The following is a 26,840-nucleotide window of genomic DNA, read 5'->3' on the forward strand; positions in this document are numbered from 1 at the left end:
GCACCCGGGCGGGTGGGTGGGGGGAAATAGCCCGTCCGGCGTTTGAGGACGAGCGCGGAGCGCGATTCGTGGGGTGGAATCTCGTGGTGGACGGGCAAAGTGGGGCAATGCATCCGTTCACCTTCCGTTCAGCCCGATTTCGGGTGGAACGTCTCGTGGCCGGGCGGCGGTGTCGGCCCGACGATCTGCTGACGCCCGTCCACGTGTCCCTGCGGGACAGCCGGACCCTCAATCTCGCGCTCCCCTCCCCCGGCCCCGGCCTCCAGAGCGCCGAGCTCCGCATCAGCCGGGGCCACCGCCGCTTCCGCGTGCCGCTCGCGCAGGAGGGCCGGGACCTCCTCACGGCGACGGTGACCCTGCGCGAGGCCCCCGGCCCCGACCCCGTCCTGCGCGAAGGCGTCTGGCGCCTGACCCTCGTGACGGTCGGCGGCGACGGCCGCGTACGCCGTCATGGGCTCGCCGTCGCCGCGGACCCGGCGCTGCCGCCGTCGCCGATGGCCCCGTACGCGCCGAACCCCCGTACGGGCACGCTGATGCGGGTCGTGCGGTGCCGGGGCGGACGGGCCGCGGTGCAGGTCACGCGGTCGCGCCCGCGCGCGGAACTGGTGCGGTTCGTGCCGCTGGGGGACGGGATCACCGTGCACGGGCGCCTGGTGGCGGCCCGGCCGCAGGGGCGGGGGCTCGCCGTGCGGCGGCGGGACGGGCTCGGGGTGGGGGTGCCGGTCGAGTGGGACGGGGACCGGTTCAGCTTCCGGGTGCCGTTGGAGGGGATGGCGGGGGCGGGGGGTGGTCAATGGGTGTGGGACTTCCGGGTCGGAGGGCTGCCGCTCGGCCGGCGGCTCAGCGACGTACGGGACCTGTCGGCGTCGTGCCCGACGCCGTTCCGGGTCGTCGCGCTGCCCGGCGGCGGACTCGTCCGCGCCCACCCGCACTTCACCGCGTCCGGCGCGTTCGCGGTGACCTGCCTGGCTCTCGGTGACCTCGCGAAGGAGACCGCATGAAGATCACGTATCTGCTGGGCTGGGGCGACGAGATGGGCGGCACCGAGCTCGCCACGTACACCCAGGCCCTGCACCTCGCCGAGCGGCACGACGTGGAGGTCGTGTCCGTCTTCCGCACCCGGCCCGAGCCGTTCTTCCCGCAGGCGCGCGGCGTCGCCGTGCGGTATCTGGTCGACCGGACCGTGACGCCCGAGCGGCCGGTGCGGGACTCGGGGCTCGACGAGGGCGTCTGCCGGACGCTCGCCGCGCTGCCCAGCGACATCGTCGCGCCCGCCTGGGAGCCCGCGTTCGACCGGCTCTCGGACGTGGAGCTGACGGCCGCGCTCACCGCCCTCGACGCGGACGTCCTGGTCACGACGACGCCCGCGCTGCTCGCCGCCGCCGTACGGCTCGCGCCCGCGCGGACCGTGACCGTGCACCAGGAGCACCGCCCGACGCAGCGCCGCGGCCCGTCGGGCGAGCCGCTGCTGCTGCACGCGCCGCGCCTGGACGCCCTGGTGACGCTGACGGAGCGTACGCGCGAGTGGATCGCGGAGTCCCTCGGCGCGACGGCGCCGGAGCTCGCCGTGATCCCGAACGCCGTGCCGGACGGCTTCCGGCCGCGGGCCGACGGCGAGAGCAAGGTCGTGGTGATGGCGGCCCGGCTCACGGGTGAGAAGCGTGTCGATCACGCGATCCGCGCCTTCGCCCAGCTCGCTGACGCGTACCCGGAGTGGACGCTGCGGATCTTCGGCAGCGGGCACCGGGAGCAGAGCCTGCGCCGCCTGGTGGACGCCTTCGGGCTTCAGGACCGGGTCGAACTCCTCGGGCCCTGCCAGGACATGGCGGCCGAGTGGGCCAAGGCGGGGCTCTCGCTGATGACCGCCGGGCACAACGAGGCCTTTCCGCTGGTGCTTCTGGAGGCGCTCGCGGCCGGGGTGCCCGTGGTCGCGTACGACGTCCTGACGGGTCCCGCGGAGATCGTGCGGCACCGGGTGGACGGGCTGCTCGTGCCGCCCGGCGAGATCGACCGGCTCGCCGCCGCGATGGGCGAGCTGATGGCCGACGACGAGACACGGCGTGCGTATGCGCGGGCCGCGCGCGAGGGGGTGTACGCGCGCTTCTCGTCCGAGCAGGTCACGGCGGCCTGGGAGGAGTTGTACGCGCGGCTCGTGGCGCGACGCGACCGGCCGGAGCGGCTCGCGGAGCGCGCCGACCGGGTGGCGCTCGGCATCGCGTCGGGCGGCCCCGGCTTCCGGCCGACCGCCCCGCACACCCTGAACGCCGCCGCCCCCGAGGACGAGCGGGCCCGCGAGGACGAGATCCTGCGGGCGCACACCGGCCTGGTCCGCTCGGTGGGGCGGCTCGCCGAGCAGCGCGACGACGTCGGCGCGCCCCAGGTGACGCACCGGAACCTCGACCTGACCGCGTCCGCCCTGGAGTCGGAGGCCGTCCCGTACGTCCTGGTGCGCACGAACGGCGGCTCGACGTCCCACACCCTGGCCGTGCCCGACGACCACCGCGACGCCGCCCTGAAGGCGCTCGCCGGGGCGCTGCACGGACAGCCCGTGTACGCCGAGCTGGTCGCGCCGCGCGACGCGGCCCCGGGTGTGGTGCTCGCCGAACGCCTCGACGGTGTGGGCGAGGTGGCGGGCGTACGCGTCTTCAAGCCGGTCACCAGCACGACCCTGTCGCTGCGGCACGGCGTGCAGCAGGCGTGCACGGTGGCGTTCTGGACGCGCGGGCCGGGCGCCGGCGACGAGGCCTGGCGGGCGCCGTTCGGGACCACGCTCGCCGGGACCGAGCTGCCGTCGCTCGCGCCCACCACGCGGCTGCGGGTGGGCGCGCGGGACTGCCCGAGCGTGGACGTGTTCGGCGAGCTCCTCATGAAGGACGTCGACTTTCCCGTCGACGCCGTCTACACCTGGGTCGACGACTCCGACCCCGAGTGGCGCGCCGCCCGCGCCGCCGCCCTGGGCGGGCCCGGCGACGCCGCGTCGCCCGACCGGGGCACCGTCCGGTTCCGCAACCGCGACGAACTGCGCTACTCGCTGCGGTCGTTGGCGATGTACGCGCCCTGGGTGCGGCACGTGTACCTGGTCACCGCGGGCCAGGTCCCCCACTGGCTCGACGAGGACCACCCGGGCCTGACCGTGGTCGACCACCGCGATCTGTTCGCCGAGCCCGACGCGTGCCTGCCCACGTTCAACTCGCACGCCATCGAGACCCAACTGCACCGCATCGAGGGCCTGTCCGAGCACTTCCTGTACTTCAACGACGACATGTTCCTCGGCCGCCCGACGACCCCGGACACGTTCTTCCTGCCGTCGGGGCTCGCGCGGATCTTCTGGTCGTCGGTGTCCGTGCCCGACCTGCCGGTGTCGGACGCCGACGAGGGCTATCTGGCCGCCGCGAAGAACAACCGCGAGCTGCTGCGGCGCGACTTCGGCCGCACGGCGACGCACTGCTTCCTGCACGTGCCGTACGCGCTGCGGCGCAGCGTCCTGGAGGAGCTGCACGAGCGGTACGGCGACGAGCTGCGGGCCACCGCCCGCAGCCGGTTCCGCGGCAACGCCGACCACGCCCTCGTCTCGTCGCTGCACCAGCACTACGCGTACCTGACGGGCCGGGCCGTGCCGGGGTCGATCGCCTACGACTTCGTGGACATCGGGCGCCGCCCCGAGCACGCCCGGCTCGGCCAGCTGCTGCAGTCCCGCAACAAGTCCGCGTTCTGCGTCGGCGAGTCGCCCGGCGGCGACCTGACGGACGAGGAGACGGCACTCGCGATGCGGGCGTTCCTGACGGCGTACTTTCCGGTGCGGTCGCCCTATGAGCGGGCCAGGGGGTGAGGTAGCGCGGGGCGGCGCGGTGCCTACGCCGCGGAAACCTCTATTCCGTGGGCGAACAGCGCCGCCTGCACGCGGTTGTCGACGCCGCACTTGGCGTACACGGCGCTGATGTACGACTTGACGGTGCCCGCGCTGAGGCCGAGGCGCTTGCCGATCTGCTGGTTCGTCAGGCCCTCGCCGAGCAGCGCGAGCACCTCGCGCTCGCGCAGGGACAGCGGGAGCGCGCCGCCGCTCTCGCGCGGCTCCGCGCGGGAGACGGTGGCGCCCGTGTGCTGGATCCAGGCGGCGGGCAGCACGGCCGCGCCCGACGCGAGGGTGTGCACGGCGTGCGAGAGGGCGCGGACGTCGGCGTCCTCCGGGAGGTAGCCGGAGACGCCGAGCGGCAGCCCGATGACGGGCGGGCGCGTGGCGGCAGCCTCACCGAGCAGCGCGACAGGGACGCAGGGAAGCTCGCCGCACCTGACGGCGTCGAGCAGGCGGTCGATGCCGGGCAGGGACCGGGACGCCAGGACGACCGAGTCGGGCCGGGTCCGCAGCCCCGCTAGCACCTCGTCGACGCCTCCGTAAGAGGCGACCGTGAATTCCTCACCATCCGCGAGGGACTGGGCGAGCCCCCGGCGTATCCATGGGTGGTGGTGAGCAACCGTCACGTTCAGCATGGGTCCCCCGAACGATCCATTAGTTAAGAAGTTGTCAATTTGTGGTCAGGCTTCAACCTACCCCAGCGGCGCCGCGTTGACGCGAGGCGTCGAACCCCTGCGCACGCGGGGACAACTCCCGCCTGTATGTCCGCATTTGATGCGGCTACGCCCCAGTAACTGCCGAATGGCCCCGTCAACAGGCAGTACGGGGCTCCGCCGATCCCGCACAAGATCGTCACGGGCCCGGCGCAGTCGCCGGGTCCGGAACCGGACGTGCCCGCCCCGCGCCAATCGGGGCGGGCACGGGTCCGATCGTAATGAACCGATTCAGATCCGAAGGAACACGCAACATGAACCGCTCGGCAGCCCGCCGTCCCCTGTCCGCCGCCGCCGTCACGGCCACCGTCTTCGGGGCCTTCCTGGTCGCCGCGACCGCCACGCCGTTCTTCCTGAAGAACGTGCTCAACATGAGCAAGGACTCCGCGTCCACCGTCTACCAGTCGATCATGGCGGGCATGGACGTCGCGTCCGCGATCGGCCTGGTCACCGGCGGTCTGGCCATCGGCTCCATCGTGATCTGGGGCGTCAAGCAGGCCATCAAGAAGGGCGGCAAGAAGGCCGTCATCGCCTAATTCGGCGCATGCGTCACGCCGGGGCCCCGCGGTTGTGCGGGCCCCGGCGGGCGAGACCGGCGGCGCACAGGCGGTACGGCACAGGCGGTACGGCACAGGCGGTACGGCACAGGGGGAGGAGAGCCATGGGGATGACGGCCACGACGGCCTTGACGGCGACGACGGGCGCGACGGCCGGTCTGTTCCGGCGGCAGTGGCCCGCCCTGGTGTCCGGCGCCCTGCTGTGGCTCGCCGCGTTCGGCGCGGGCTGGTGGTACGCGCCCACCGACCCCACCGGGGTCAGCCGCGCCCCCAAACAAGGTGACTGGGGCCTGTTCACGGAGATCCTCGCGCGCAACGTCGGCGTCTCCGCGGCCCTCTTCCTGGGCGTCGTCACGCTCGGCGTGATGACGATCCCGCTGACCCTCGTGACGGGCACCCTCGCCGGTTACTTCTGGGGCCAGGGCAGCGCGGTCCTCAGCACCGGCGAAATCGTGCGGCACCTGCTGCCGCACATGCCCCTCGAACTGGCCTGCCTGGCGCTCGCCGCGGCGGCCGGGCTCGTGCCGCTGGTGACGTGGGCACGCGCCGGACTCGGACGACGGCCCGCACAAGGGACGGAGCGCGGGGCGGGGCGCGGGACGGAGCGCGGCGCGGAGCAAGAGGCCGTGCGGGGCGGGCGGTTCGGGTTCCAGGACGCCTGTCTGCTGTGGGGCGTGTCGGTGGCGGGACTGATCGTGGCGGCGGGAATCGAGACATGGGTGAGCACGTGAGTACGACAGGCGCAGTGAGCACGGCCGGGACGGCGGGCGCGACGGGGACGGCGTCGGGCCTGCCCGCCTACCAGAGCGAGGAGTCGGACGCGACCGCCCCGGCGGCGGACGCCGCGGGGCCCGGTGCCCGGCTGCTCGGCAGGCGCGGGCGCGCCCTCGGCGTCGTCGCCCTGGTCCTCGCCACGATCGGCTTCAGCGTTCCGCTGTGGGGCGAGATACGCGAGCGGGTCGTCGACCGCGTCGACGACGCGCCCGACGGCGCGATCGGCATCGGCACGGCCATCGCGTGGTGCACCAGCGTGCTCTCCAACATCGTGACGCTCGGCGTGCTCGCCGCCGTCGTGGGCGTGCTCGGCGCCGTCGCCGCGCGCCATCTGCCGCTGCCCGCCGCGTGGGGCACCGACCGCTTCGCGGACTTCACCGCGCTGCGCCGGGCCTTCGTGCTCGGCTGGATCGCCTTCGTACTCGCCAAGCTGACCTGCTGGTCCCTCGGCCGGATCGCCCTGGGCGAGTCGATGTCCCGGGCCGTACCGTCCGTGACGCACCTCGACGCGTGGCTGCCGCTGCTGCCCTGCGCGCTGCTGCTCGCGGGGCGCGCCGCCGGGACGACGTGGGCGCGCGCCGCGTGCGTCGCGGCCGCGGTCACCGCCGTGTACGCCACGGCGCTGGGGCTGCTCCCGTCCTGACGCCCGCCTGACGCCTCACTCCTGCCCTTCCTGACTGTTTTCTTCCCACGCGCCGCGCCTCCCCCCACGCCCCGCTCCCGGAGAACCCATGCTGCACCGCCTCGTCTTCAACACCCTCGGCAATCCCCGGCTCATCCGGTTCGTCCTGCGCTGCTGGACCGTGGTCGTCGACGGCATCGCACGGCCGGGGGTGCGGATCGCGGGCGGGGTGCTCGCGGCGGCCGCCGGGGCAGTGGCGGTCGCGTACTTCTTCGTCTTCCGGGCCACGACCGAGGAGACGCGGCGGGCCGTCGCGGCCTCCGACGATCTGCGCGGCGACCCGAAGAACGTCATGGACACCGTCGAACTCCTCAGCGTCGTCTGGCTGATCAGCGGCGTCGTGATCCTCGCGCTCGGGCTGCTCGTCGCCCTCGCCCGCTGGGGCAGCGTCCTGATGATCGTGGGCGGGGTCCTGTGGTGGGCGCCGCTCGGCATCCTGGGCCTCTATCTGCCGACCGCGTCCGCGCCGAAGCTCCTCGCGGCCGTCTTCGTGGCGCTCATCGTTCCCGCCACCGTGCTCTGCCCCGCCGAGCGGTTCGGCGGGGCGCGGGCGCGGGCGCGTCAGGGCGAGGCGGCATGAACCGCTGGTTCCGTACGGCGTACGCGCTCTGGCTCGCCGACACCCGGCGGCGGCTCAACCTCCTCGCGGGCACCGGGCCCTCGGCCGCGCGGCGACGACAGGCAGCGTGGGTCGTCCTCGGCGCCGGGGCGGCCGCCGCGCTCGGGGCGCTCGTCGTCCTGGGGCGCACCCTCGGCGTCCTGGCGCCGCCCGGTGACACCGTCCGCACGGACCTCGCCGCGTGGACCTGGACGCCGGTGGCGCTGTGGTTCCTGTTCCAGGTCCTGAAGGCCGAACCCGCGCAGGCCCGCGCCCTGGTGAGCCCGCCCGACGGGGACGTCCTGCGGACCCTTCCGGTGTCGCGCGCCCACCTCGTGGCCGCCCGGCTCGTGGCGCCCGCCGCGGGGGTCGCCGTGCTGCTCCTGTGTGCCGCCGCCGCGGTCGCGGTGCCGTGGCTGTCCGCCGGTGCGGAGGGCCGCCGGGTGCTTCCGGTGCTCCTGGTGCACGCGGTGGGCGCGGCCGTGAGCGGAGTGGCGCTGCGCGTCGCCCTGGTGACGGCCCTCATGGTGCGGGTCGTCCGGATCCCGCATCTGCCGCGCGTGGCCGTCGCCGCGGTGGCCGGTGCGCTCGTCGGTGTCGTGGCGGGGCCGTTCGTCCGCGCGCTCGCGGGCGACGACGGGCCCTCGCAGGACCATGCGGCACGTCTCGTCGGTGACACGCTCGCCGCGGCGAGGCCGCACGCGTGGTCCGTGCTGCACCGGCCGGGCTCGGTCGGCCTGGCGGCGGCCGGGTACGCCGTGGTGGCCCTCGCCCTGAGCGCCTTCGCCGTGCTCCGCGTGCGCGCCACCGTGCGGCGCGACGCGGGTGCCGATCCGCTGCGCCCGGCGGTGGCGCGGCGTGCGGCCGGGGCCTTCGGGGCCTGGCCGTCGTCTCCGTACGCACTGGTGTGGCGGGTGACGTGGCTGCGGCTGCTGCGCGGGCACCCGCAGACGGTGGGCGGGGTCGCGCGGCTCCAGCGGGCCAGCGTGTTCGCGGGCGTGGCCTGCGTCGGGGTCGTCGTGGCCCTCGGACACCCGTTGTGGCAGCTGCCGTTCACCGCCGTGGGTGCCCTGTTCGTGGCGGTCGCGCTCATCACGACCAGCGAGGTCGTCCAGGTCTGCGGCATCGAGGCCGACCGGGAGTGCTGGGACGCGCTGCGCCAGTCGCCGCGGCCCACCGGCGCGTGGGTGGCGGCCAAGGCCGGGACCGCGGCCGTCGCGGTGGCCGCGGTGACCGCGCCGTTCTGCCTCGGCGCGGCGGCCCTGTGCGGGGTCGACAGCGCGGCCGGGTGGGCGCGGGCGCTGCTCGCCCTCGCCGTCGTGGCCGCCGGCGCGGGCTGCGCCACCGTGCTCACGTACTTCTGCGTGCCACGCCCCGAGGGCTTCGCGGACGGCCGCGTCACGCGGGCTCCGGCGGCGGACGTCACGGAGGGCGTGTTCGTCGCCCTCCTCACCGCACCGGTCACCGCGGGCGCGGGCCTGAGCGGGGCGCTGACATCGGGCACGGCCACGGATGTTGCGCACGGTGCGCTGCTTGTGGCGTCGCTGGCGGCGGCGTACGGGGCGCTCCGCGCGGTGGGCCGACGGGACTTGGGGGCGGGGGCGTTGGGGCGGTCGGTGGGGGCGGGTGCGAGTGCGGCTGCTGCGGCTCCGGCTCCGGCTCCGGCTCCGGCTCCGGCTCCGGCTCCGGCTCCTGAGTCTGAGTCTGAGTCTGAGTCTGAGTCTGCGGGTGCGGGTGCGGGTGCGGGTGCTACGGCCAACGAGTCGGCTACGGCTACTGAGTCTGCGGGTGCATCTACGTCTGCTTCCGCTTCTGCGGCTGCTCCGGCGTCGGCGCTCACGTCGCACGCGGCGGCCGGGACGGCGACGCCATCTGCGTCGGGCGTGGTGAGCGCGTCGGGCGGATCGGGAGCGGCAGCCGCGACGCACACATCGGATGCGGTAGGCGTGGCAGGCACGGCGGGCACAGCCGAGGCAGCAGGCGCGACAGGCACGTCATGTGTGCCAGGCAGGTCAAGCAACACGGGCGTGCCGGGAGCGGCAGGCATGGCGAACACGGCAGGCGCAGCTGGCGCAACAGGCATGGCGAGCACGGCGGAGGCGGCAGGCGCGACGAGCGTGGCAGGCGCGACAGGCGCGACAGCCGTGTCCACCACCCCGCCCCGCCCGACCACCCCCACCCTGACCACACCGGCCAGGCCCCCGGCGCCCACCCCGGCCCCCAACCCACCCACCTCCTCCGCGCCACCCACATCGCCCGGCTCCCCCACCCCCTCCTCACCCCCATCACACCCCCACCAGACCCCCGGGACGCATCAGTGATCGACATCGAGGATCTCGTCGTACGCCGCGGCGGTACGGACGTGTTGCGTGGCTTCAGTGCGCGGGTCGACGAGGGCGCGTCCGTGCGTGTCGTCGGGCCGAACGGGAGCGGCAAGAGCACGCTCCTGAGCGTGCTCGCCGGGCTCGCCGTGCCCGACGCGGGGCGGGTCACCGTCGACGGGCGGGCGCCCGGCGACCCGGCGGTGCGCGCCCTGCGCGGGTTCGTGCAGGAGCCGCCGCCGCTGTACGAACACCTCACCGCAGGCGAGCAGCTGGCGTTCACGGCAGGCGTATGGGGCGTCCCCGCCCGGGAACTGCGGGAGCGGGCCGGCGCGCTCGGCCTCGGCGACCGGCTCGACGTCCTCGCCGGTGACCTCTCCCTGGGCCAGCGCAAGAAGCTCGGCTACGTCTGCGCGACCGCGCACGCGCCCCGCCTCGTCCTGCTCGACGAGCCGTTCAACGGCCTGGACACGGAGGCCGAGCAGGCGGTCCGTGACGATCTGGCCCGCTGGCGGGACGAAGGCCGCACCCTCGTCCTCGTGTCGCACTCCGACAGTTCGGTGGCGGGCCTGGTGGACGACACGCTGACCGTGGGGGCCGACGCATGATCGAAGTACGGGACCTCGTCAAGTCGTACGGCGGCAAGCGCGTCCTGGACGGCCTGACCTTCACGGCCGCGCCCGGCCGCGTCACCGCGTTCCTCGGCCCCAACGGCGCCGGCAAGAGCACCACCCTGCGCATGGTCCTCGGCCTCGGCACACCGGACGCGGGCAGCGCCCTCGTCCGCGGCGTCCCGTACGCCGAACTCCGCGACCCGCTGCGCACCGTCGGCGCGCTGCTCGACGCCTCCGCCTGTCACCCCGCGCGCAGCCCGCGCGCCCACCTCGCCTGGCTCGCGCGCACGCACCGCCTCCCCTCGGCGCGCGTGAGCCAGGTCCTCGACCTCGTCGGGCTCGGCCCGGCCGCGCGGCGGCCCGTGAAGGGGTTCTCGCTCGGCATGCGCCAGCGCCTCGGCATCGCCGTCGCGCTCCTCGGCGACCCCGAGGTGCTGCTCCTCGACGAGCCGATGAACGGCCTCGACCCGGAGGGCATCCAGTGGCTGCGCGGCCTCCTCCGCGCCCTCGCCGACGAGGGCAGGACCGTCCTGGTCTCCAGCCACCTCATGCACGAGATGGCGGTCACCGCCGACCATGTCCTGGTGATCGGCCGGGGCCGGGTCCTCGCCGACGGCGGCATCGACACCCTGGTCGACGCCGCGCCCACGGGCGTACGCCTCGTCTCGCCCCGGCTCGGGCCGCTCTCCGCCGCCCTGCGCGAGGAGGGCGCCGACGTGACGTACGACGACGCCCCCGAGACCGCGACCGTGACCGGCATCGCCAGCGCCCGGATCGGCGACATCGCCGCCCGGCACGGGTGGAGCGTGCACGAACTCACGCCGCTCCGGCCGTCGTTGGAAGAGGCCTATCTGCGGCTCACCGCCGACGCCGCCGAGTACCGGGCCGCGGCGCCGGACCCCGGCCAGTCCGGTCAGTCCGGTCAGTCCGGCCGGTCCAGTCAGCACGCCGACGGCCGGATGGAGGCCCCCGCCCATGCGTGACCTGCTCGCCGCGGAGTGGATCAAGCTCCGCACCGTGCGCTCGACCTGGTGGCTGCTCGCCCTGGGCTGCGCCCTCACCGTCCTCGTGAGCCTGCTGTTCTGCGCGCTGATCGGGCCCGAATACCGCCGCGCGGACGCGGCACGGCAACGGGAACTCGACCCGGTGGGGCTGTCGTTCACCGGCCTGCAGTTCGGTCAGGTGCCGCTGGTCGTCCTCGCGGTGCTCGCGGTCGGCAACGAGTACGGGACCGGAATGATCCGGACCACCCTCGCGGCGGTGCCTCGCCGGGGACGGTTGCTGGGGGCCAAGCTGGGCGTGCTCGGGGTGGTCGGGGTCGGATGGGGGCTTGTCACAGGGGGTGTCGCCGTGTTCTCGGCCAGTGCCGTTCTCGGGGCGCGGGCGCCGTTTTATGGCGATGCCTTGCGGGCGGTTGCTGGCGCGGGCGCCTATGCGGGGCTGCTCGCTGCGCTCGCCGGGGCGTTCACCTTTGTGGTGCGGCGGTCGCTTGCCGCGCTTGGGGTGTTGCTTCCGATGCTCTTTATCGTCTCTGGTGCGCTGGCTACCGCGCCGCGGTTGCGGCCGGTTGCTCGGTTCCTGCCCGATCGGGCCGGGATCCGGCTGATGCAGGTCCATCAGGATGTGGGGGATCTTTCGCCTGCGGCGGGGGGTGGGGTGTTGTTGCTGTGGGCCTCCGCCGTGGCGGCGGTTGCGTATCTCGTGCTGCGGCGCCAGGAGGTCTGAGTACCTGCGGGTTCGTGGGGGCTGAGCGCGCAGTTCCCCGCGCCCCTTTCAGGGGCGCTTCAGTTCCCCTCTAGAAAGAGGTGCCGTACCACCCTCTCCGCTGCACCACCATCGTCGTACGGGCAGAAGCGGGACCGGAACGCCGCCCTCAGCCTCGTCGTGTCCGGCGTGTCCCATGTGTCGTCCCGGAACAGTGCCGTCAGCTCGTCCTCGGTGGTGGCCACCGCGCCCGGTGTGTCGCCGGGGCGGCCCGACAGGAGGTCGAAGTACGTGCCGCGGGCCAGGTGGTAGGCCTGCCAGTCGGGGGCGTACGTGATGAGCGGGCGGTCCAGGCAGGCGTAGTCGAACATCAGCGACGAGTAGTCCGTCACCAGCGCGTCGGCGGCCAGGCACAGCTCCTCCACGCGCGCGTGCCCGGTGACGTCGACGATCCGGGGGTGCGCGCCGAGGCCCGCGGCGGCGCCGTAGAAGTAGTGGGCGCGGACCAGGACGACGTAGGACGGGCCGAGCGCCGTGGCGAAGCGGTCCAGGTCGAGGCGCGGCAGGAAGCCCTTCTGGTAGTCGCGGTGCGTGGGGGCGTACAGGAGGACCTTCTGGCCGTCCTCGACGCCGAGTTCCTCGCGGATGCGGGCGGTGTCGTCGGGCGTGGCCGTGAAGTACACGTCGTTGCGCGGATAGCCCAGTTCGAGGGGGCGGTAGGCGGCGGACGGGTAGACGCGCTCCCAGACCTCCGTGGAGTGCGGGTTGGCGGACAGGCTGTAGTCCCACTGGTCGACGTGGTCCATGAGCCGCTGGAAGCTGAGGTTGTGGGTGCTCGCGGGGTAGCGCCGCTGGTCCATGCCCATCTTCTTCAGGGGCGTGCCGTGGTGGGTCTGGAGGTAGACCTGGCCGGGGCGCTTGGTGAAGCCGCCGGGGAAGCTGGAGTTGTTGATCACGTACGTGGCGCGGGCCATGAGCCGCCAGTACTCCCGTGAGCCCGCGACGACGTGGTCGACGCCCGGCGGCACCCGGTCGCGGTGTGCGCGGGCGACGACGAACACGCCCCGGATGTGCGGGGCGAGCTCGCGGGCCTTGGCGTGGATGGCGGCCGGGTTGCAGCTGACGCCGCGGTTCCAGTACGCGCCGTAGACGGCGAGGTCCGGGTCGAGCCGCGCGGTGCGCAGGGCGGTGCGGTACTCGGTGCGCTTGACGCGCAGGCCGAGCTGCTTCTTGCGGCGGGCGAGGGCGGCGCGCACGGACGCGCGGCGTGCGCTCGCGCGCTCCAGGCCCCGGTACGTGCCGTACGCGCCGTCGGCCAGGGCGCGTTCCTCGGCCGACGCGGGCTCGTGTCCTGGCGGCCGGTGCGCGGCGAGCAGACGGGCGGCGCGGCGGAAGAACTCGGCGCGGTCGCGCGGCGCGACCCGGCCGGGGTCGTCGAGGACGGCGAGCAGATGGCGGACGGCGTGCGGGTAGAGCCGCGCACCCCCGTCAGCTCCCCCTTCAGCTCCCCCTTCGGCGCCCCCGTCAGCGGGCCCGGACAGCGTCGCGAACAGCTCCTCGTACCGGTCGAGCACCCCGAAGTGCCGCTGCCCCGGCGACTTCGCGAAGCTGCCGACGCGCCGCTCCCGCCAGCGCACGCACACCCGGTCGAGCACGGCGACGCGGTCACCGGCCTCCAGGACCGACCGGTGCGCGGGCACCACGTCCTCGTAGGGCCCGGCGGAGAACGCGAGGCCCCGCGCGGTCCAGAACTCCCGCCGCACGACGCGGTTCCAGGCGGCGGGCGCCGCCGCGAGCGGGTCGCCGCCGAGGTCGTCGTGGACGGCGCGCACGTCGCCCCACCAGTTGAGGCGGTCGTGCCCGAAGAGCAGCACGTCGGGCTCGCCCGCGGCCGCCAGGGCGGCGTCGACGGCGGCGAGCGCGCCGGGCAGGAGCAGGTCGTCGCCGTCGAGGAAGAGCAGATGGGTGCCGGTGGCGTGGGCGGCGCCCGCGTTGCGGGCGGGTCCCGGGCCGCGGCCCTCGGGCAGGCGCACGAGCCGCACCCGCGGATCGCGCCGCGCGAACTCGGCGCCGATCCGGGCGCAGCCGTCGGGGGAGGCGTCGTCGACGACGAGGAGTTCGAGGTCGCCGAAGGACTGATCGAGCACCGAGTCCAGGCATTCCCTCAGATAGGCCTGGACGCGGTGGGCGGGCACGACAACCGAGAAGCGCGACATGGACACCGACGGTAGCCAATGCGTACGGACTGTCGAAGAACCCTCACTCATAGGGGTGATCAACGGCAACAACGCCGACCGGACCGGGCAAACAGGGCGAATGACCCCGTAAGAGGCGTAACACCCCCGTTCTCCCGTGCTTCGCAGCTTCCTCCATGAAAGGCCGGTCGCCCGTGCAGCCTCGACTCAGCGTCGTCGTGCCCATCTACAACGTCGAGGAGTTCCTTGAGGAGTGCCTGGAGTCCGTCGCCCGGCAGACGTTCGGCGACCCGTCCGGCGACGACCGCCGCGGCGGTCTCGAGGTCGTCCTCGTCGACGACGGCTCCACCGACGCGAGCCCGGACATCGCCCGCGCCTTCGCCGCCCGCGACCCCCGTTTCACCTACGTCCGGCAGCCCAACGCGGGCCTGAGCGCGGCCCGCAACACCGGTGTGCGGCACGCCAGTCCGGGCGCCGAGTACCTGACGTTCGTGGACAGCGACGACGTCGTGCCGCACGACGCGTACGCCCGCATGATCGCGAGCCTGGACGCGAGCGGCTCGGACTTCGCGAGCGGCAACGTCTGGCGCCTGACCGAGCGCGGCCGCTCGCAGGCCTGGCAGTACCAGTGGCTCACCGAGCCGCGCACCCGCACCCACATCGGCCGCGACCTCGCCCTGCTCGCCGACCGCGTCGCCTGGAACAAGGTCTTCCGCAGGGAGTTCTGGGACCGGCACGCCTTCACGTTCCCCGAGGGCAGGCTGTACGAGGACACGCCGGTGATGATCCCCGCGCACTTCCTCGCGTCGTCCGTCGACGTGCTGAGCGAGCACGTCTACTACTGGCGGGTGCGCGAGGGCTCCATCACGCGGCGGCGCACCGACGTCAAGGGCGTGCGCGACCGGATCGCGGCCTGCGCGCACGTCAGCGCCTTCCTCGCCGAGCACGCGCCGACGCCGGAGCTGAAGGCGACGTACGACGCGTCGTGCCTGCGCGACGACTTCGTGTACTTCCTGGAGGGGCTGCCGATGGGCGGGCCCGAGTACCGGTCGGCGTTCCTCGGCGGCACCGCGGAGTTCCTCGCCGCCGCCGAGCCGGGCATCCTGGGCCGTCTGCCGGTCGACCTGCGCGTGAAGTGGCAGCTGGTGCGCGAGGGGCGTACCGACGAGCTGATCGGGCTGCTCGCCCATGAACAGCGGGGCGGCAAAGGGGCGTTCGACGTTCGGGGCGCTGTCCGGCGGCACGCCGTGTTCCCGGGCGTCGGCCGGCTGCCGAAGGGCGTCACCCGGCTCGGCCGCGGCGAACTGCCCGTCGTGGCCCGCCTGACCGAGGCCGCCTGGGACGCGGACGGGCTCCTGCGCGTCCGCGGCCACGCCTACGTGCGCAATCTGGAGGCGGCGCGGCCGGGCAGGTCCGTGAAGGCCGGGCTGCTCAAGTCCGCCCACAGCAAGGGCCGGTTCAAGCGGCTCCCGACCCGCACGGTCGCCGCGCCCGAGGCCACCGAGGGCTCCCGGCAGCAGCTGCACTGCTACGACTGGTCCGGATTCGAGATGACCGTCGACCCCGAGCAGCTCAAGGCGGGCGGCCGGTGGCGGCCCGGCAACTGGCTGTTCGGCATGGTCCTCGCGGGCCACGGCACCGTGCGGCGCGCGGCCGTGCGCGCCCAGGAGGGCGCCGGGGCGCAGACGCTGGTGCGGGAGCTCGGCGACGGGCTGCGGCTCGCGCTCGGCTTCAGCAAGGGGCGGCTCGTGCTGCGGGTCCAGGAGTACGCGGCGCGCGTCGACGGCCACCGGCGCGACGGCGGTGACGTGGTCCTCTCCGGCCACCTGCCCGGCCGCGCCCGCCCCGCGTCCCTGCGCCTGACGCACCCGCGCGCGGGCGCCGAGTTCACGTACCCCGTAAAGATCGCCGACGACCGGTTCGAGGTGCGCGTGCGCCTCGCCGACCTGGAGGACGTCCCGGCCGCGCCGCACCACGCGCCCGCCCAGGTCGAGCCGCCGCACGGCGACCGCTGGCAGGCGGAGCTCGTCCTGCCCGACGGCAAGCCCGTCCCCGTCGCCGCCACCCTCGACCTGCCGCCGGGCCGGTACGCGTCCCGGCCCGGCCGCGAGCTGTGCGCCACCGCCGACGACCGGGGCAGGCTCGTCGTCGAGCTGACCCGGCAGCCCGTCGCGGACCGCGTGGCGTGGACCGTCGACGGCACCCTGACGATCGAGGGCACGGCGTCGCCCGACAGCTGGCCGACCGCCGAGCTCGTGCTGCGGCACAGCGGGCGCGACGACGAGGTGACGGTGCCGGTCCGGCGGGGCCTCAGGGAGGGCGGCGAGCGGTTCCGGGCGGAGGTGGCGCCCGGGGGCGGGGTGCTGCGGGAGGGGCGGTGGTACGCGTTCCTGCGCGAGACCGGGCACGGCGGGCCGGGCGTTCCCGTGCGGGTGCTCGCGTCCGTGGGCGGCGGCTTTCCGCTCCACCACACCGTCCAGGAGCGGGAGTTCACCGTCGACCGCCGCTTCGGCGACCGGCTCCTGATCGAGGCCGGATCGGTGCTCGCGCCCGCCGAGCGCGGCGCGTACCGGCGCCACCAGCTGCGTACCGCGCACTATCCGCGCCAGCGGGAGCGGGAACTGCGCGACGCCGTCCTCTACTTCGACGGGGACTCGCCGCGCGCCGTGCACGACGAACTGGTGCGGCGCGGCGCCGACGTCGAGCACCTGTGGGTCACGCACGACCAGCAGACGCAGGTGCCGCCGGGCGCGCGCGGCGTCGCGGAGCACAGCGCCGCGTGGTACGAGGCCCTGGCGCGCTGCCGCCGCATCGTCACCGCGGGCCACCTGCCGGACTTCTTCGAGCGCCGGGACGGCCAGACCGTCGTGCAGACCTGGAACGGCGCGCCCCTCAAGCGCATCGGCACCGACCTGACGGACACCCTGTACGCCGACCACCACCACCTCGACGCGCTGCCCCGCCTGTCGAGCCAGTGGAACGTCCTGGTCTCCCCGGGCCGCTTCGCGACCGAGCACCTGGGCCGCGCCCTCGCCTACGACGGCGAGGTCCTGGAGGCCGGATCGCCCCGCAACGACGTGCTGTTCGCCGACGACCGCCGCAAGGTCGCCGAGCGGGTCAGGCGCGAGCTCGGCCTCGCCCCGGACAAGCGGATCGTCCTGTACGCGCCCACCTACCGCGACCACCTCGCGGCCGCCCCCGGCCGGTTCCGCTACGAGGCCGCCCTCGACCTGCGCGCCGCCGAGCGGACCCTGGGCGACGACCACGTCCTGCTCGTCCGCAAGCACCCGCTGACGTCAGGACGCCTCCCCGGCGCGGGCACCGGCTTCGTCCGCGACGTCACCGCCCACCCCCGCGCCGCCGAGCTCCTCCTGATCGCCGACGTCCTCGTCACCGACTACTCGTCCCTGATGTTCGACTTCGCACACACCGGCCGCCCGATGCTGTTCCACACCTACGACCTGGAGCACTACCGCGACACCGTGCGCGGCTTCTACCTCGACTTCGAGACCCGCGCGCCCGGACCGCTGCTCGCCTCCACCGGCGAGGTGCTCGGCGCGCTCAAGGACCTGGACGCGGTCGCCGCCCGGCACGCGGAGGCGTACGCGGCGTTCCGCGAGGCCTACTGCGACCTCGACGACGGCCGGGCGGCGGCCCGCGTCGCGGAGAGGCTGATGCGATGACCATGCTCCGCACGCGGCGCACGGTCCGCGGCGCGACGGCGTCCGGCGCGGGCGTGCCCTGGCGGCCGACGCCCTACCTGGTCTTCGGCGGCCTGTTCTGGCTCGTCATGTCGCTCGCGTACTGGCGGGTCCCGATGTGCTGCGACTTCGGCCAGCACGCGGCCGTCGTCGAACGCCTCAAGGCCGACCTCCTGCACCCCGCCCACCCGATGGCCGACCTGCCGGGCGAGGGCAGCGCCTACTACTCCCCGTACGCCGTCGCCCAGGCGCTCCTCGCCGAGGCGGGCGGCCTCGCGGGCTGGGAGACCGTCAAACTCTCCGGCCCGCTGAACCTCCTGGTCCTGCTCACCGGCATCGGCCGCTTCGTCCGCGCCCTCACCCCCCGCCCCTGGGCCCCCGTCCTCGCCCTCCTCGCGATGGTCCTCCTCTGGGGCACCCGCATGTCCTGGTGGAGCGGCTACCTGGGCCTGATGTCGATGACGGGCAACCTCGGCTACCCGTCGACGTTCGCCATCGGCCTGACGTTCTGGGCCTGGTCCTGGGCGGCGGCTCCGCCGAAATCCCTGTGGAGCCACGCGGGCTTGGGCGCCCTGTGCGGCCTGATCCTCCTCATCCACCCGATCTCCTCGGTGGCGGCGGTGATCGGGGTGGCAAGCTTTGCCTTCGCCCACTGGGGACATACAGCGGCCTGGCGTTGGGCGGCCACCGGCGTCATGGCACTCGCAGTGGCCGCCGGCTGGCCCTACTTCAACCCGCTCACCCTGGTCGGAGACGGCTCCGTCGACTGGATCCACCGCCAGCTCTACACCGACGTCCCCCAACGCTTCTGGCTCGCGGCCCTGGGCCTCCCGGCCCTGTACACGCGCTGGCGCAAGGACCACAAGGACCCCTTGGTCATCATGTTCGCCCTCGACTGCGCAGTCGTCGCGTACGGCTGGCTCAGCGGCCACTACACGTACGGCCGCATCCTGGGCCTGACCCTCGTCCCGCTCCAGTTCGCCCTGGCGATCGAACTGGCGGCGCCGCGCCCCTGGGGCGCGCGCCGAGGCGCCCTGGCCGGCGCGACCGCGCTCGGCGCGGCCGTCGGCTTCGCCCAGATCCAGGCGGGCGCCGTCGTCCCGCGCGCCCTGGACCCGATCGGCTTCGACCAGCCCCCGCGCTGGCCGAGTTACGCGTGGGCGGCGGACCGGCTGCACCGGGGCGACGTGGTCCTGACGGACGGCTACCGGCCCATGCGGTCGCTGCCCGCGTTCGGCGCGAACCTCGTGGCCCCGGCCTGGCCGGACGCGTCGCTCGCCGAGCCGGTGCGCAACCGCAGGCTGCGCGAGGTGCGCGCGTACCTGGCCCCGGACGCCACCCGGGCCGAGCGCGCCGCCGTGGTCCGCCGCTACCACGTGCGCTGGCTGCTGCTCGACCCGCAGCAGCGGGTGCCGCCGGAGGCGGTGGTGGTGACGTGGAGTCCGCACACCGGGGAGGTCCTGGCACGGGTCGGTGGCAAACGTACTGAAGCCCCTTAATCGGATAATTACTGTAAAGCCCTAAGATTTCCCCCGTGGAACGCATCTCGCCCCAGGCGCCCCGAGTCACCGTCGTCGTGATCGGCTACAACGACGCCCCGCACGTCGCGGACGCGGTGCGCTCCGCGCTCGCGCAAGGCCCCGTCGTGCACGAGGTGATCGCGGTCGACGACTGCTCGACGGACGACAGCGTCGCCGTCCTGCACTCCCTGGCCGACGCCGACCCGCGCGTCACGGTCCTGCGCCGCGCGTCCAACAGCGGCGGCTGCGGCACCCCGCGCAACGACGGGCTCGACGCCGCGAGGGGCGAGTACGTGATATTCCTCGACAGCGACGACACGCTCGCCCCGGGCGCCGCCGACGCGCTGCTTCGGGCGGCCCTGCGGCACGGCGCCCAGGTCGCGGCCGGACTGTGCGTGCGCCGCGAGCTGCCGTCCGGGCGCGATGTGCCCTGGCAGCCCGAGCTGTACCGCAAGCCCGCCCTCGTCGCCCGGCCCGAGCTGCGCCCGCGCCTCGTCCACGACACGCTGTGCGTCAGCAAGCTCTACCGCACGTCCTTCCTGCGCGAGCACGCCGTCCGCTTCCCCGAAGGGCGGTTCATCTACGAGGACTTCGTGTTCGGCGCCCGGCTCCTTGCCGCCGGGCCGCGCATCGCGCTCATCCCGGACACGGTGTACGTGTGGCACGTGCGGCGCGCCGCCACGAAGCTGTCGATCTCGCTCGACCGCTCCGGCATCGACAACTGGCGGGCCCGCATCGAGGCCCACCGGCAGGCCGTGGAGATCCTGCGCGCCGCGCCCGGCGGCGCCAAGCGGCTCGCGCGCGCCGCCCGCGCCCAGTTCCTCGACCACGGCCTGCGGATGTACACGCGGGAGCTGCCCGCGCGCGACCCCGAGTACCAGCGCGCCTGGTGGACGCTCACCCGCGCCTACCTCACCGAGTTCGACGCCGCCGACCTCGACGCCGCGCCCGCCCCCGGCCGCGTCATCGCCCGCGTGCTCCTCGCCTCGCCCCGGCCGCGCGACCTGGAGCGCCTGCGCGAGGTGGCGGCGCGCCCGGCCCGCCTCGCCCCGCCGTACGCGCGCGACCGCGACGGCACGCCCGTCTGGTCGGACGACCTGCCCCAGGTCGCCCTGGACCATCTGCTCGTGCGGCCGCTGCGCCTGCTGCCGCTCGCCGTCGACGCGGAGCTGCGCCCGAGCGGCGGCGCGCGGCTGCTGCTTCGCCTGCACGAGCTGTACGGCCGGGTCGCGGCGGCCGGGCCCGCCCTGGTCGACGTGGAGCTGACGCACCGCGGCAGCGGGCGTCCGGGCCTGCGGCGCACGGCGGCGTTCGCCGTCGAGACGCCCGGCGAGACCTGGACGGCGGAGGTGCGACTCGACCTCGCGGCGCTCGACGGCGACGTGTACGACCTGCGCGTCCGGCTGCTCTTCGACGACGGCTCGGCACGCGAGACGACGGCGCGGGCGGTCGCGGGGCCCGGCCTGCTGCGGCGCGTCGCGGTGCCGGGCGGGCGGCGCGGCATCCTGCTCGTCCAGCCGTACGCGACGACGGTGGGCAGCCTCGCGGTGCGGCTCGCGCCGGGCGTGCGGGGCGTGGCGGGGGTCGCCCGAAGACGGCTCGCGCGGGCCCTGCGCGGACTGCGCCCGGGAGGTGGCCCAGCCCGCTGATGTGCGTCGTACGCGGCCTCTGGGAGACTGCTCGTCCGGGATGTCCGGGGAACATTCGCGACATTTGCCATCACATACGCCAACACATACGACACGACGGGACGAGCTGACCATGACCTGGCTGATCACCGGCGGCGCGGGATACATCGGGGCACATGTCGTGCGCGCCATGACGGAGGCGGGCGAGCGGACGGTGGTCTACGACGACCTGTCCAGCGGCATCGCCGCGCGCGTGCCCGACGGCGTGCCCCTCGTCACCGGCTCGACCCTCGACGCGGACCTGGTGGCCCGCACCCTGAAGGACCACGCGGTCACCGGCGTCGTCCACCTGGCGGCGAAGAAGCAGGTGGGCGAGTCGGTCGAGCAGCCGCTGCGCTACTACCGGGAGAACGTGGAGGGCCTGCGGGTGCTGCTCGACGCGGTGGCCGCCGCGCGGGTCCCGTCCTTCGTGTTCTCCTCGTCGGCCGCCGTGTACGGCATGCCCGACGTGGACCTCGTGACCGAGGAAACGCCCTGCCTGCCGATGAGCCCGTACGGCGAGACGAAGCTCGCGGGCGAGTGGCTGACCCGCGCGGTCGGCCGCGCGACGGGCCTGCGGACGGCCTGCCTGCGGTACTTCAACGTGGCGGGCGCGGCGAGCCCGGACCTCGCCGACACCGGCGTCTACAACCTCGTACCGATGGTCTTCGAGAAGCTCACCGAGGGCGCGGCGCCCCGGATCTTCGGCGCGGACTACCCGACGCCGGACGGCACCTGCGTCCGCGACTACATCCACATCACGGACCTCGCGGAGGCGCACGTCGCGGCCGCCCGGCGCCTCGCGGACGCGCCCGACGGCACCGATCTGACCCTCAACATCGGCCGCGGCGAGGGCGTTTCGGTGCGCGAGATGGTCGACCTGATCGAGGACGTCACGGGGTACGACATCCCGGCGGAGGTCTGCGAGCGCCGCGCGGGCGACCCGGCGCGCGTCGTGGCCGCCGCCGACCGCGTCACCACCGAGCTCGGCTGGACGGCCAAGCGGGACGTGCGCGAGATGGTCGAGTCGGCGTGGGCGGGCTGGCTGCGGCTGCACCCCGAGACGCGCACCAAAAGGTAAGTACGCACTAAAAAGTCGGTACTTGAGGCAGGCGTGGGTCGGCTTCAGGCTTGAGGGCAGTCCGGCCCCCGGTTCGCCCCGGGGGGCCGGGCACTCCCCCCCTCACCTGACGCCCTGACCTGGAGCAGCCATGCCTGAGCACGCCCGCACGCCCGTGACGATCGTCGGCCTCGGCGCCATGGGCGCGGCGCTCGCCTCGGCGTACGTCGCGGCCGGGCACCCGACCACGGTCTGGAACCGCAGCCCCGAGAAGGCCGCCCCGCTCGTCGAGCAGGGCGCGACGCACGCCGCGGACATCTGCGCGGCGATCGCCGCGAGCCCCCTGACGATCGCCTGCCTGACGACGTACGACGCGACCCTGGAGGCCCTGGCCCCGGCCGCCGCAGAGCTCGCCGGGCACACCCTGGTCACCCTCAACTCCGGCAACCCCGCGGGCGCCCGCACGATGGCCGACTGGGCCGTCGGACACGGCGCGCACTACCTCGACGGCGCGATCAAGAACGTGCCGACGGCCGTGGCCAAGCCCGACACGCTGCTCTACTACGCGGGCGACCGCGCCGTGTACGACGCGCACGAGGCGACGCTGCGCGTCATGGGCGGCGACACCCAGTACCTCGGCGCCGACCCGGACCTCGCCGCCCTGTACGAGCAGGCCGTCGGCGGCACCCTGCTGCCCGCGCTGCTCGGCTTCTTCCAGGGGGCGGCCCTGGTCACGGGGCGCGGCATGGAGGCGAGCAGCCTGGTGCCGTACACGCAGAAGTGGCTGGAGATGGTCAACTCGGTGCTTCCCGTGTTCGCCGCGGAGATCGACCGCGGCGACTACTCCGAGCCCCTGTCGTCCATCGAGATCTTCCACGCGGGCATCGCGTACGACGAGGAGCTCGGCGCGGAGACCGGGCTCGACGTGCGCTGGCACGAGCCGATGCACGACCTGCTGCGCCGCGCGATGGCCGAGGGCCGCGGGAACCAGAGCATCGCGGCCCTCGTGGAGCTGCTGCGCAAGCCGGCGTAGGGGGTTCCCCGGAGCGCCGGGGGTGTAGCAGGCTCCACCCCCGGTCCGGGACTGTGCTCTCTCGTGCGGACCAGGCCCCGATTCCTAGCGTTTTCCCTGGCGGGCGGCGTGTGCCGCGACGGTCATGGAGAGGGCGTACGGGATGTTCAGGCGGCGCGCGTCCGCGCGGGAGACGACCACGGAGCGGGCGGGAAGCGGCACCGGGCACACCGGGGGAAACGATGCGCTGACGCTCGACGGCGTGGGGCGCACGTACCGCAAGGGCCGCTTCACCGCGCTGCACCCGACGGACCTGACCGTGGAGCGCGGCCGCTTCCTCGCGGTCATGGGGCCTTCGGGCTCCGGCAAGTCGACGCTGCTCCAGTGCGCGGCCGGGCTCGACCGGCCGACGTCCGGGAGCGTCCGCATCGAGGGCGTGGCCGTGGAGTCCCTGAAGGAGGCGGAGCTCACCCGCCTGCGCCGCGAGCGCGTCGGCTTCGTCTTCCAGGCGCACAATCTGGTGCCGTCGCTGAGCGTCGCCGAGAACGTGGCGCTTCCGCTGCTGCTCGGCGGCGGGGGCGACGCGTACGGGTCCGCGGCGCGCGCCCTGGCTGCCGTCGGCCTCGCCGACCGCACCGAGGACCGCCCCGCCGAGCTGTCCGGCGGCCAGCAGCAGCGGGTCGCCATCGCCCGCGCCCTGGTCACCGACCCGGCGGTGGTGTTCGCCGACGAGCCGACCGGCGCCCTCGACCCGGAGACGGCACACGACGTCCTGGCCCTGCTGCGGCAGGCCGTGGACCACGACGGTCACACCGTGGTGATGGTGACGCACGACCCGGCCGCGGCGGCGTGGTGCGACGAGGCGCTGTTCCTCGCACAGGGGCGGATCGTGGCCGCGCTCAACCGCCCGGACGCGGAGCGGGTGCACGGTGTGATGCGGCAGCTGGGGCGCGGGGCGGTGGCGGCGGCATGAAGACATCACGGCCACCGGTAGCCATGAGGGTGACCGCGCTGCTCGCGGCCCGCGCGGCGCGTACGCACCGCAAGGCCTGGGCGGCGGTGTTCGCCGCGCTCGTGCTGACCTCGGCCCTGCTAGGGGCGTTCGCCGTCGCCGTGACGTCGGCGGCGCTCGGGCACGCGCGCGTGGAGCGGTACGCGGCCGCCGACGCCGTCGTCGCGGGCGACCAGAACACCCGCTACACCGCCAAGCCGTGGGGCTCGGAACCGGAGACGGCCACGGCCGGGCTCACCGAACGGGTCCGGGTCCCGGAGCGCGCGCTCGACGTGATCCGCAAGGTCCCGGGCGTACGCCTGGCCGTGGCGGACCGGGTGTTCCCGGTAGGCACCGGCACCACCACGACCACGGGCCGCCCCTGGGCCGCCGCCCGCCTGGCCCCGTACGCCCTACGGGACGGCCGCTCCCCGCACCACGACCGCGAGGTCGTCGTGGGCGGCGACCACGGGCTACGCGACCGGGTCACCCTGCGCGTCGGCACCACCGAGGCGACGTACAGGGTCGTGGGCGTGGCGGAGGGGCCGCGGGCGGCGGTGTACTTCACGGGAGGTGAGGCGCGGCGGTTGGCGGGGGTGGCGGGCGCCGACGAGGGGGTGCGGCACGCGGGTGCGGGAGTGCGGCACGCGGGTGACGCGGGCGCTGTGGGTGGCGCGGGAGACGCGGGCGCGGGCGCCGACAAGGGCGCGTGGCGCGCGGGCAGGGGACAGCTTGACGCCAGGCGGACGGGCAGCGGACGCGTGGGGAGCAAGTCTGCGGGGGCTGCGGGGGTGGTCGTCGGCAAGGGCGTGGGGCTCGGGGGCGGGGACACAGGCGCTCGTGCCGTGGATGCCATCGGGGTGGTCGCCGATGACGGTGTGAGCGTGGGTGAGGTGTACGGGCGGGTGCGGGCCGCCGTCGACGAGGCGGGGCTGCGCAGTGTCGGGGAGCGGGCCGACGGGGACTCCGCGAAGCTTCGGGTGCTGACCGGTCGCGGCAAGGGTGCCGCCGAGTACCTGGCCGTGGCGCCCGCCCGCACCGGCATGCTGGAGCTGCTCGGCGCGGTGGCGGGCACGGTGGTCCTGATCGCCCTCCTCGTCGTGTCGTCGACGGTGGTACAGGCCCTGCGCCAACGGGCCCACGAGCTGGGCCTGCTGCGCGCGGTGGGCGCGACACCACGGCAGCTGCGCGGCGCCGTGGGCCGCGAGGTGGGCCGGGTCGCGGCGGTGGCGTCGATGGCGGGCGCGGTCCTCGCCGTCCCCGCGTACCTGGGCCTGCGCGCGCTCCTGGAGGCGCACGACGCGCTGCCGCCCGGACTCGAACTCCCCCTCCCCCCATGGCTGTGGGCGGCCCCCCTGGTCACGGCGGGACTCACGGTCCTGGTCGCCCGGATCTCGGCGCTCATCGCCTGCGGGCGCACCGCGAAGGTGCGCCCCGCGGAGGCGCTGCGCGAGGCGGAACCCGGAACGCCCCGGCGGATCACGGGACTTGTCCTGCTTGCCGTCGGCGTGACCTCCGCGGGCACGGCCACGCTCCAGCACGGGCAGGCCGCGGCCGCCGCGGCGAGCGCGTCGGCGGTGTCGATGGTGATCGGCTGCGCGCTGCTCGGGCCGTGGATCGCGCACGGCGCGCTGCGGGTGCTCGCCGGGCCGATGCGCCGGCTCGGCGGCCCGAGCGGGCACCTCGCGGCGGCCAACTGCACCGCGTCCGCGGGCAGGCTCGGCGCCGCGATCACCCCGATCGTGCTCGTCACGGCGTTCGTCGGCGTACAGCTGACGGCGGGCGCGACGCTGACGCACGAGGCGGCGGCGCAGCTGCGCGACGCCGTCCGCGCGGACCTCGTCGTACGGGCCGACACGGGCCTGCCCGCCGGGGCGGTGGCACGCATCCGCGCGGCTCCCGGGGTGCGGGCGGCGACGGAGGTCGTCCACAGCACGGTGGTCCTCGCCCGGCGCGAGACCGGCGAACCCCGGCTCGACCGGCTCCCGGTCCTCGGCGTCACGGCACCGGGTGTGACCCGGGCCCTCGACCCCGACGTGAGCGACGGCCGCCTCGACGGCCTCCGGCCGGGGACGGTCGCGGTGAGCCGCGACCGGGCGCGGGACCTGGACGCGCGGGTCGGCTCGACGGTGACGCTGCGCTTCGGCGACGGGGCGGAGGCGGGCCTGAAGGTGGTCGCCGTGTACGAACGCGGCCTGGGCGCCGGGGACTTCCTCCTCTCCCGCGACGAGCTGACCCGGCACATGTCCGGCGGCGGCCCGGCGGCCCGGCGGGTCCTGGTGACGACGGACGGCGCCGGTCCCGGTCCCGGTCCCGGTCCGCGGACGGAACGGGCCCTGGCCGCGGCGGCTCCCGGTGCCCGGATCGAGCGCGGGGCGGGTGCCGTGCGGGACGTGGTCCGGGTCGAGGCCGAGGACCAGGCGCTCGGCGGTGTGGTGTCCGGGGCGGTGGTCGCCGCGATCGGCGGTTTCACCGTGATCGCGGTCCTGTCCACCCTCACGCTGATCGGCGTCGGGCGGCGGCCCGAACTCGCCCTGCTGCGCCGGGCGGGGGCGGGGCGGGCCCAACTCCGCCGCATGCTCCGCCTGGAGGCCGCGGCGACGGCGCTCACCGGGCTCGTGGTCGGCACCGGGGTCGCCCTGTTCCCGCTGCTCGCCTTCAGTGTGGCGGTGGCTGGGGCGGTGCCGTATCTGCCCTTCGGGCAGGGGGCGGTGGTGGTGGCGGTGGTCGGGGGGACGGCGCTCGCGGGGACGGTGCTGCCCGCGCGGCGGGCGTTGCGGGGGCGGTATCCGACGGGGTGAGGCCGTCGCGGGGCGCCCCGGACCCGCCCCTTCCCGAAACTAGGGGCTCCGCCCCTAGGACCCCTTCTTTCCGCGCT

The 26,840-nt window shown here is 74.8% G+C and carries 19 protein-coding genes; 17 read left to right on the forward strand and 2 right to left on the reverse strand.

Annotated elements, in window-relative coordinates; genetic code table 11:
* Positions 1–143: 143 nt before the first annotated feature.
* Positions 144–1,001 carry a hypothetical protein gene (locus tag ACFWZ5_RS34465; protein ID WP_384891723.1) on the forward strand — a complete coding sequence of 286 codons (858 nt, stop codon included), beginning with the start codon at positions 144–146 and terminating at the stop codon, positions 999–1,001.
* A complete protein-coding gene (locus ACFWZ5_RS34470; RefSeq protein ID WP_384797196.1) occupies positions 998–3,829 on the forward strand; it encodes a stealth conserved region 3 domain-containing protein in 2,832 nt (943 codons plus the stop codon). The genes ACFWZ5_RS34465 and ACFWZ5_RS34470 overlap by 4 nt, the downstream gene beginning before the upstream one ends.
* Before the next feature lie 23 nt (positions 3,830–3,852).
* Here ACFWZ5_RS34470 and ACFWZ5_RS34475 read toward each other — a convergent pair whose 3' ends face one another.
* Positions 3,853–4,488 carry a LuxR C-terminal-related transcriptional regulator gene (locus ACFWZ5_RS34475; RefSeq protein ID WP_384797199.1) on the reverse strand — a complete coding sequence of 212 codons (636 nt, stop codon included), beginning with the start codon at positions 4,486–4,488 and terminating at the stop codon, positions 3,853–3,855.
* A 332-nt stretch (positions 4,489–4,820) separates the two neighbouring features.
* Here ACFWZ5_RS34475 and ACFWZ5_RS34480 point away from each other — a divergent pair, with 332 nt between their 5' ends.
* The 8 genes from ACFWZ5_RS34480 to ACFWZ5_RS34515 all read left to right on the forward strand — a co-directional run bounded on the left by ACFWZ5_RS34480 (position 4,821) and on the right by ACFWZ5_RS34515 (position 11,837).
* Positions 4,821–5,102, forward strand: coding sequence for a hypothetical protein (locus ACFWZ5_RS34480; RefSeq protein WP_384797202.1), 282 nt, complete (start codon positions 4,821–4,823; stop codon positions 5,100–5,102).
* A gap of 131 nt (positions 5,103–5,233) precedes the next feature.
* Positions 5,234–5,854, forward strand: coding sequence for a stage II sporulation protein M (locus tag ACFWZ5_RS34485; RefSeq protein WP_384797205.1), 621 nt, complete (start codon positions 5,234–5,236; stop codon positions 5,852–5,854).
* A gap of 14 nt (positions 5,855–5,868) precedes the next feature.
* On the forward strand, positions 5,869–6,540 hold the full coding sequence (locus ACFWZ5_RS34490; RefSeq protein WP_384797208.1) for a hypothetical protein: 672 nt from the start codon (positions 5,869–5,871) through the stop codon (positions 6,538–6,540).
* An 88-nt stretch (positions 6,541–6,628) separates the two neighbouring features.
* Complete coding sequence (locus ACFWZ5_RS34495) at positions 6,629–7,159, forward strand: hypothetical protein (RefSeq protein WP_384797211.1); 531 nt, start codon at positions 6,629–6,631, stop codon at positions 7,157–7,159.
* Positions 7,156–9,498, forward strand: coding sequence for a hypothetical protein (locus tag ACFWZ5_RS34500; RefSeq protein ID WP_384797213.1), 2,343 nt, complete (start codon positions 7,156–7,158; stop codon positions 9,496–9,498). The genes ACFWZ5_RS34495 and ACFWZ5_RS34500 overlap by 4 nt, the downstream gene beginning before the upstream one ends.
* Complete coding sequence (locus ACFWZ5_RS34505) at positions 9,495–10,106, forward strand: ATP-binding cassette domain-containing protein (protein WP_384797216.1); 612 nt, start codon at positions 9,495–9,497, stop codon at positions 10,104–10,106. Before ACFWZ5_RS34500 ends, ACFWZ5_RS34505 begins: the two co-directional genes overlap by 4 nt.
* Positions 10,103–11,095: an ATP-binding cassette domain-containing protein gene (locus tag ACFWZ5_RS34510; protein ID WP_384797219.1), complete on the forward strand. Its 993-nt coding sequence runs from the start codon at positions 10,103–10,105 to the stop codon at positions 11,093–11,095. The genes ACFWZ5_RS34505 and ACFWZ5_RS34510 overlap by 4 nt, the downstream gene beginning before the upstream one ends.
* Entirely contained in the window at positions 11,088–11,837 is a 750-nt protein-coding gene (locus ACFWZ5_RS34515; RefSeq protein ID WP_384797222.1) for an ABC transporter permease, read from the forward strand. Before ACFWZ5_RS34510 ends, ACFWZ5_RS34515 begins: the two co-directional genes overlap by 8 nt.
* A 59-nt stretch (positions 11,838–11,896) precedes the next feature.
* On the opposite strand, the gene ACFWZ5_RS34520 is transcribed toward ACFWZ5_RS34515, so the two are convergent.
* Positions 11,897–14,032 carry a CDP-glycerol glycerophosphotransferase family protein gene (locus tag ACFWZ5_RS34520; RefSeq protein WP_384797225.1) on the reverse strand — a complete coding sequence of 712 codons (2,136 nt, stop codon included), beginning with the start codon at positions 14,030–14,032 and terminating at the stop codon, positions 11,897–11,899.
* A gap of 155 nt (positions 14,033–14,187) precedes the next feature.
* Between ACFWZ5_RS34520 and ACFWZ5_RS34525 the strand changes: the two genes are divergently transcribed.
* The 7 genes from ACFWZ5_RS34525 (at position 14,188) to ACFWZ5_RS34555 (ending at position 26,763) form a co-directional block, all read left to right on the forward strand.
* Complete coding sequence (locus tag ACFWZ5_RS34525; RefSeq protein WP_384797228.1) at positions 14,188–17,694, forward strand: CDP-glycerol glycerophosphotransferase family protein; 3,507 nt, start codon at positions 14,188–14,190, stop codon at positions 17,692–17,694.
* Positions 17,691–19,211 carry a hypothetical protein gene (locus tag ACFWZ5_RS34530; protein ID WP_384797231.1) on the forward strand — a complete coding sequence of 507 codons (1,521 nt, stop codon included), beginning with the start codon at positions 17,691–17,693 and terminating at the stop codon, positions 19,209–19,211. Before ACFWZ5_RS34525 ends, ACFWZ5_RS34530 begins: the two co-directional genes overlap by 4 nt.
* Before the next feature lie 44 nt (positions 19,212–19,255).
* The gene (locus ACFWZ5_RS34535) at positions 19,256–20,881 is read left to right on the forward strand and encodes a glycosyltransferase family 2 protein (RefSeq protein WP_384891727.1); all 1,626 of its coding nucleotides are present in this window, start codon (positions 19,256–19,258) and stop codon (positions 20,879–20,881) included.
* Positions 20,882–20,993: 112 nt separating this feature from the next.
* Complete coding sequence (galE, locus tag ACFWZ5_RS34540) at positions 20,994–21,980, forward strand: UDP-glucose 4-epimerase GalE (protein ID WP_384797234.1); 987 nt, start codon at positions 20,994–20,996, stop codon at positions 21,978–21,980.
* A gap of 130 nt (positions 21,981–22,110) precedes the next feature.
* Positions 22,111–22,992, forward strand: a complete 882-nt coding sequence (locus ACFWZ5_RS34545) for an NAD(P)-dependent oxidoreductase (protein ID WP_384797237.1) — start codon at positions 22,111–22,113, stop codon at positions 22,990–22,992.
* A gap of 241 nt (positions 22,993–23,233) precedes the next feature.
* Positions 23,234–23,944, forward strand: coding sequence for an ABC transporter ATP-binding protein (locus ACFWZ5_RS34550; protein ID WP_384797240.1), 711 nt, complete (start codon positions 23,234–23,236; stop codon positions 23,942–23,944).
* 23 nt (positions 23,945–23,967) lie between these two features.
* Positions 23,968–26,763: an FtsX-like permease family protein gene (locus tag ACFWZ5_RS34555; protein WP_384797243.1), complete on the forward strand. Its 2,796-nt coding sequence runs from the start codon at positions 23,968–23,970 to the stop codon at positions 26,761–26,763.
* The last annotated feature ends 77 nt before the right edge of the window (positions 26,764–26,840 follow it).

Origin of the sequence: Streptomyces sp. NPDC059003 (assembly GCF_042740445.1) — a bacterium.
Lineage (GTDB): Bacteria > Actinomycetota > Actinomycetes > Streptomycetales > Streptomycetaceae > Streptomyces.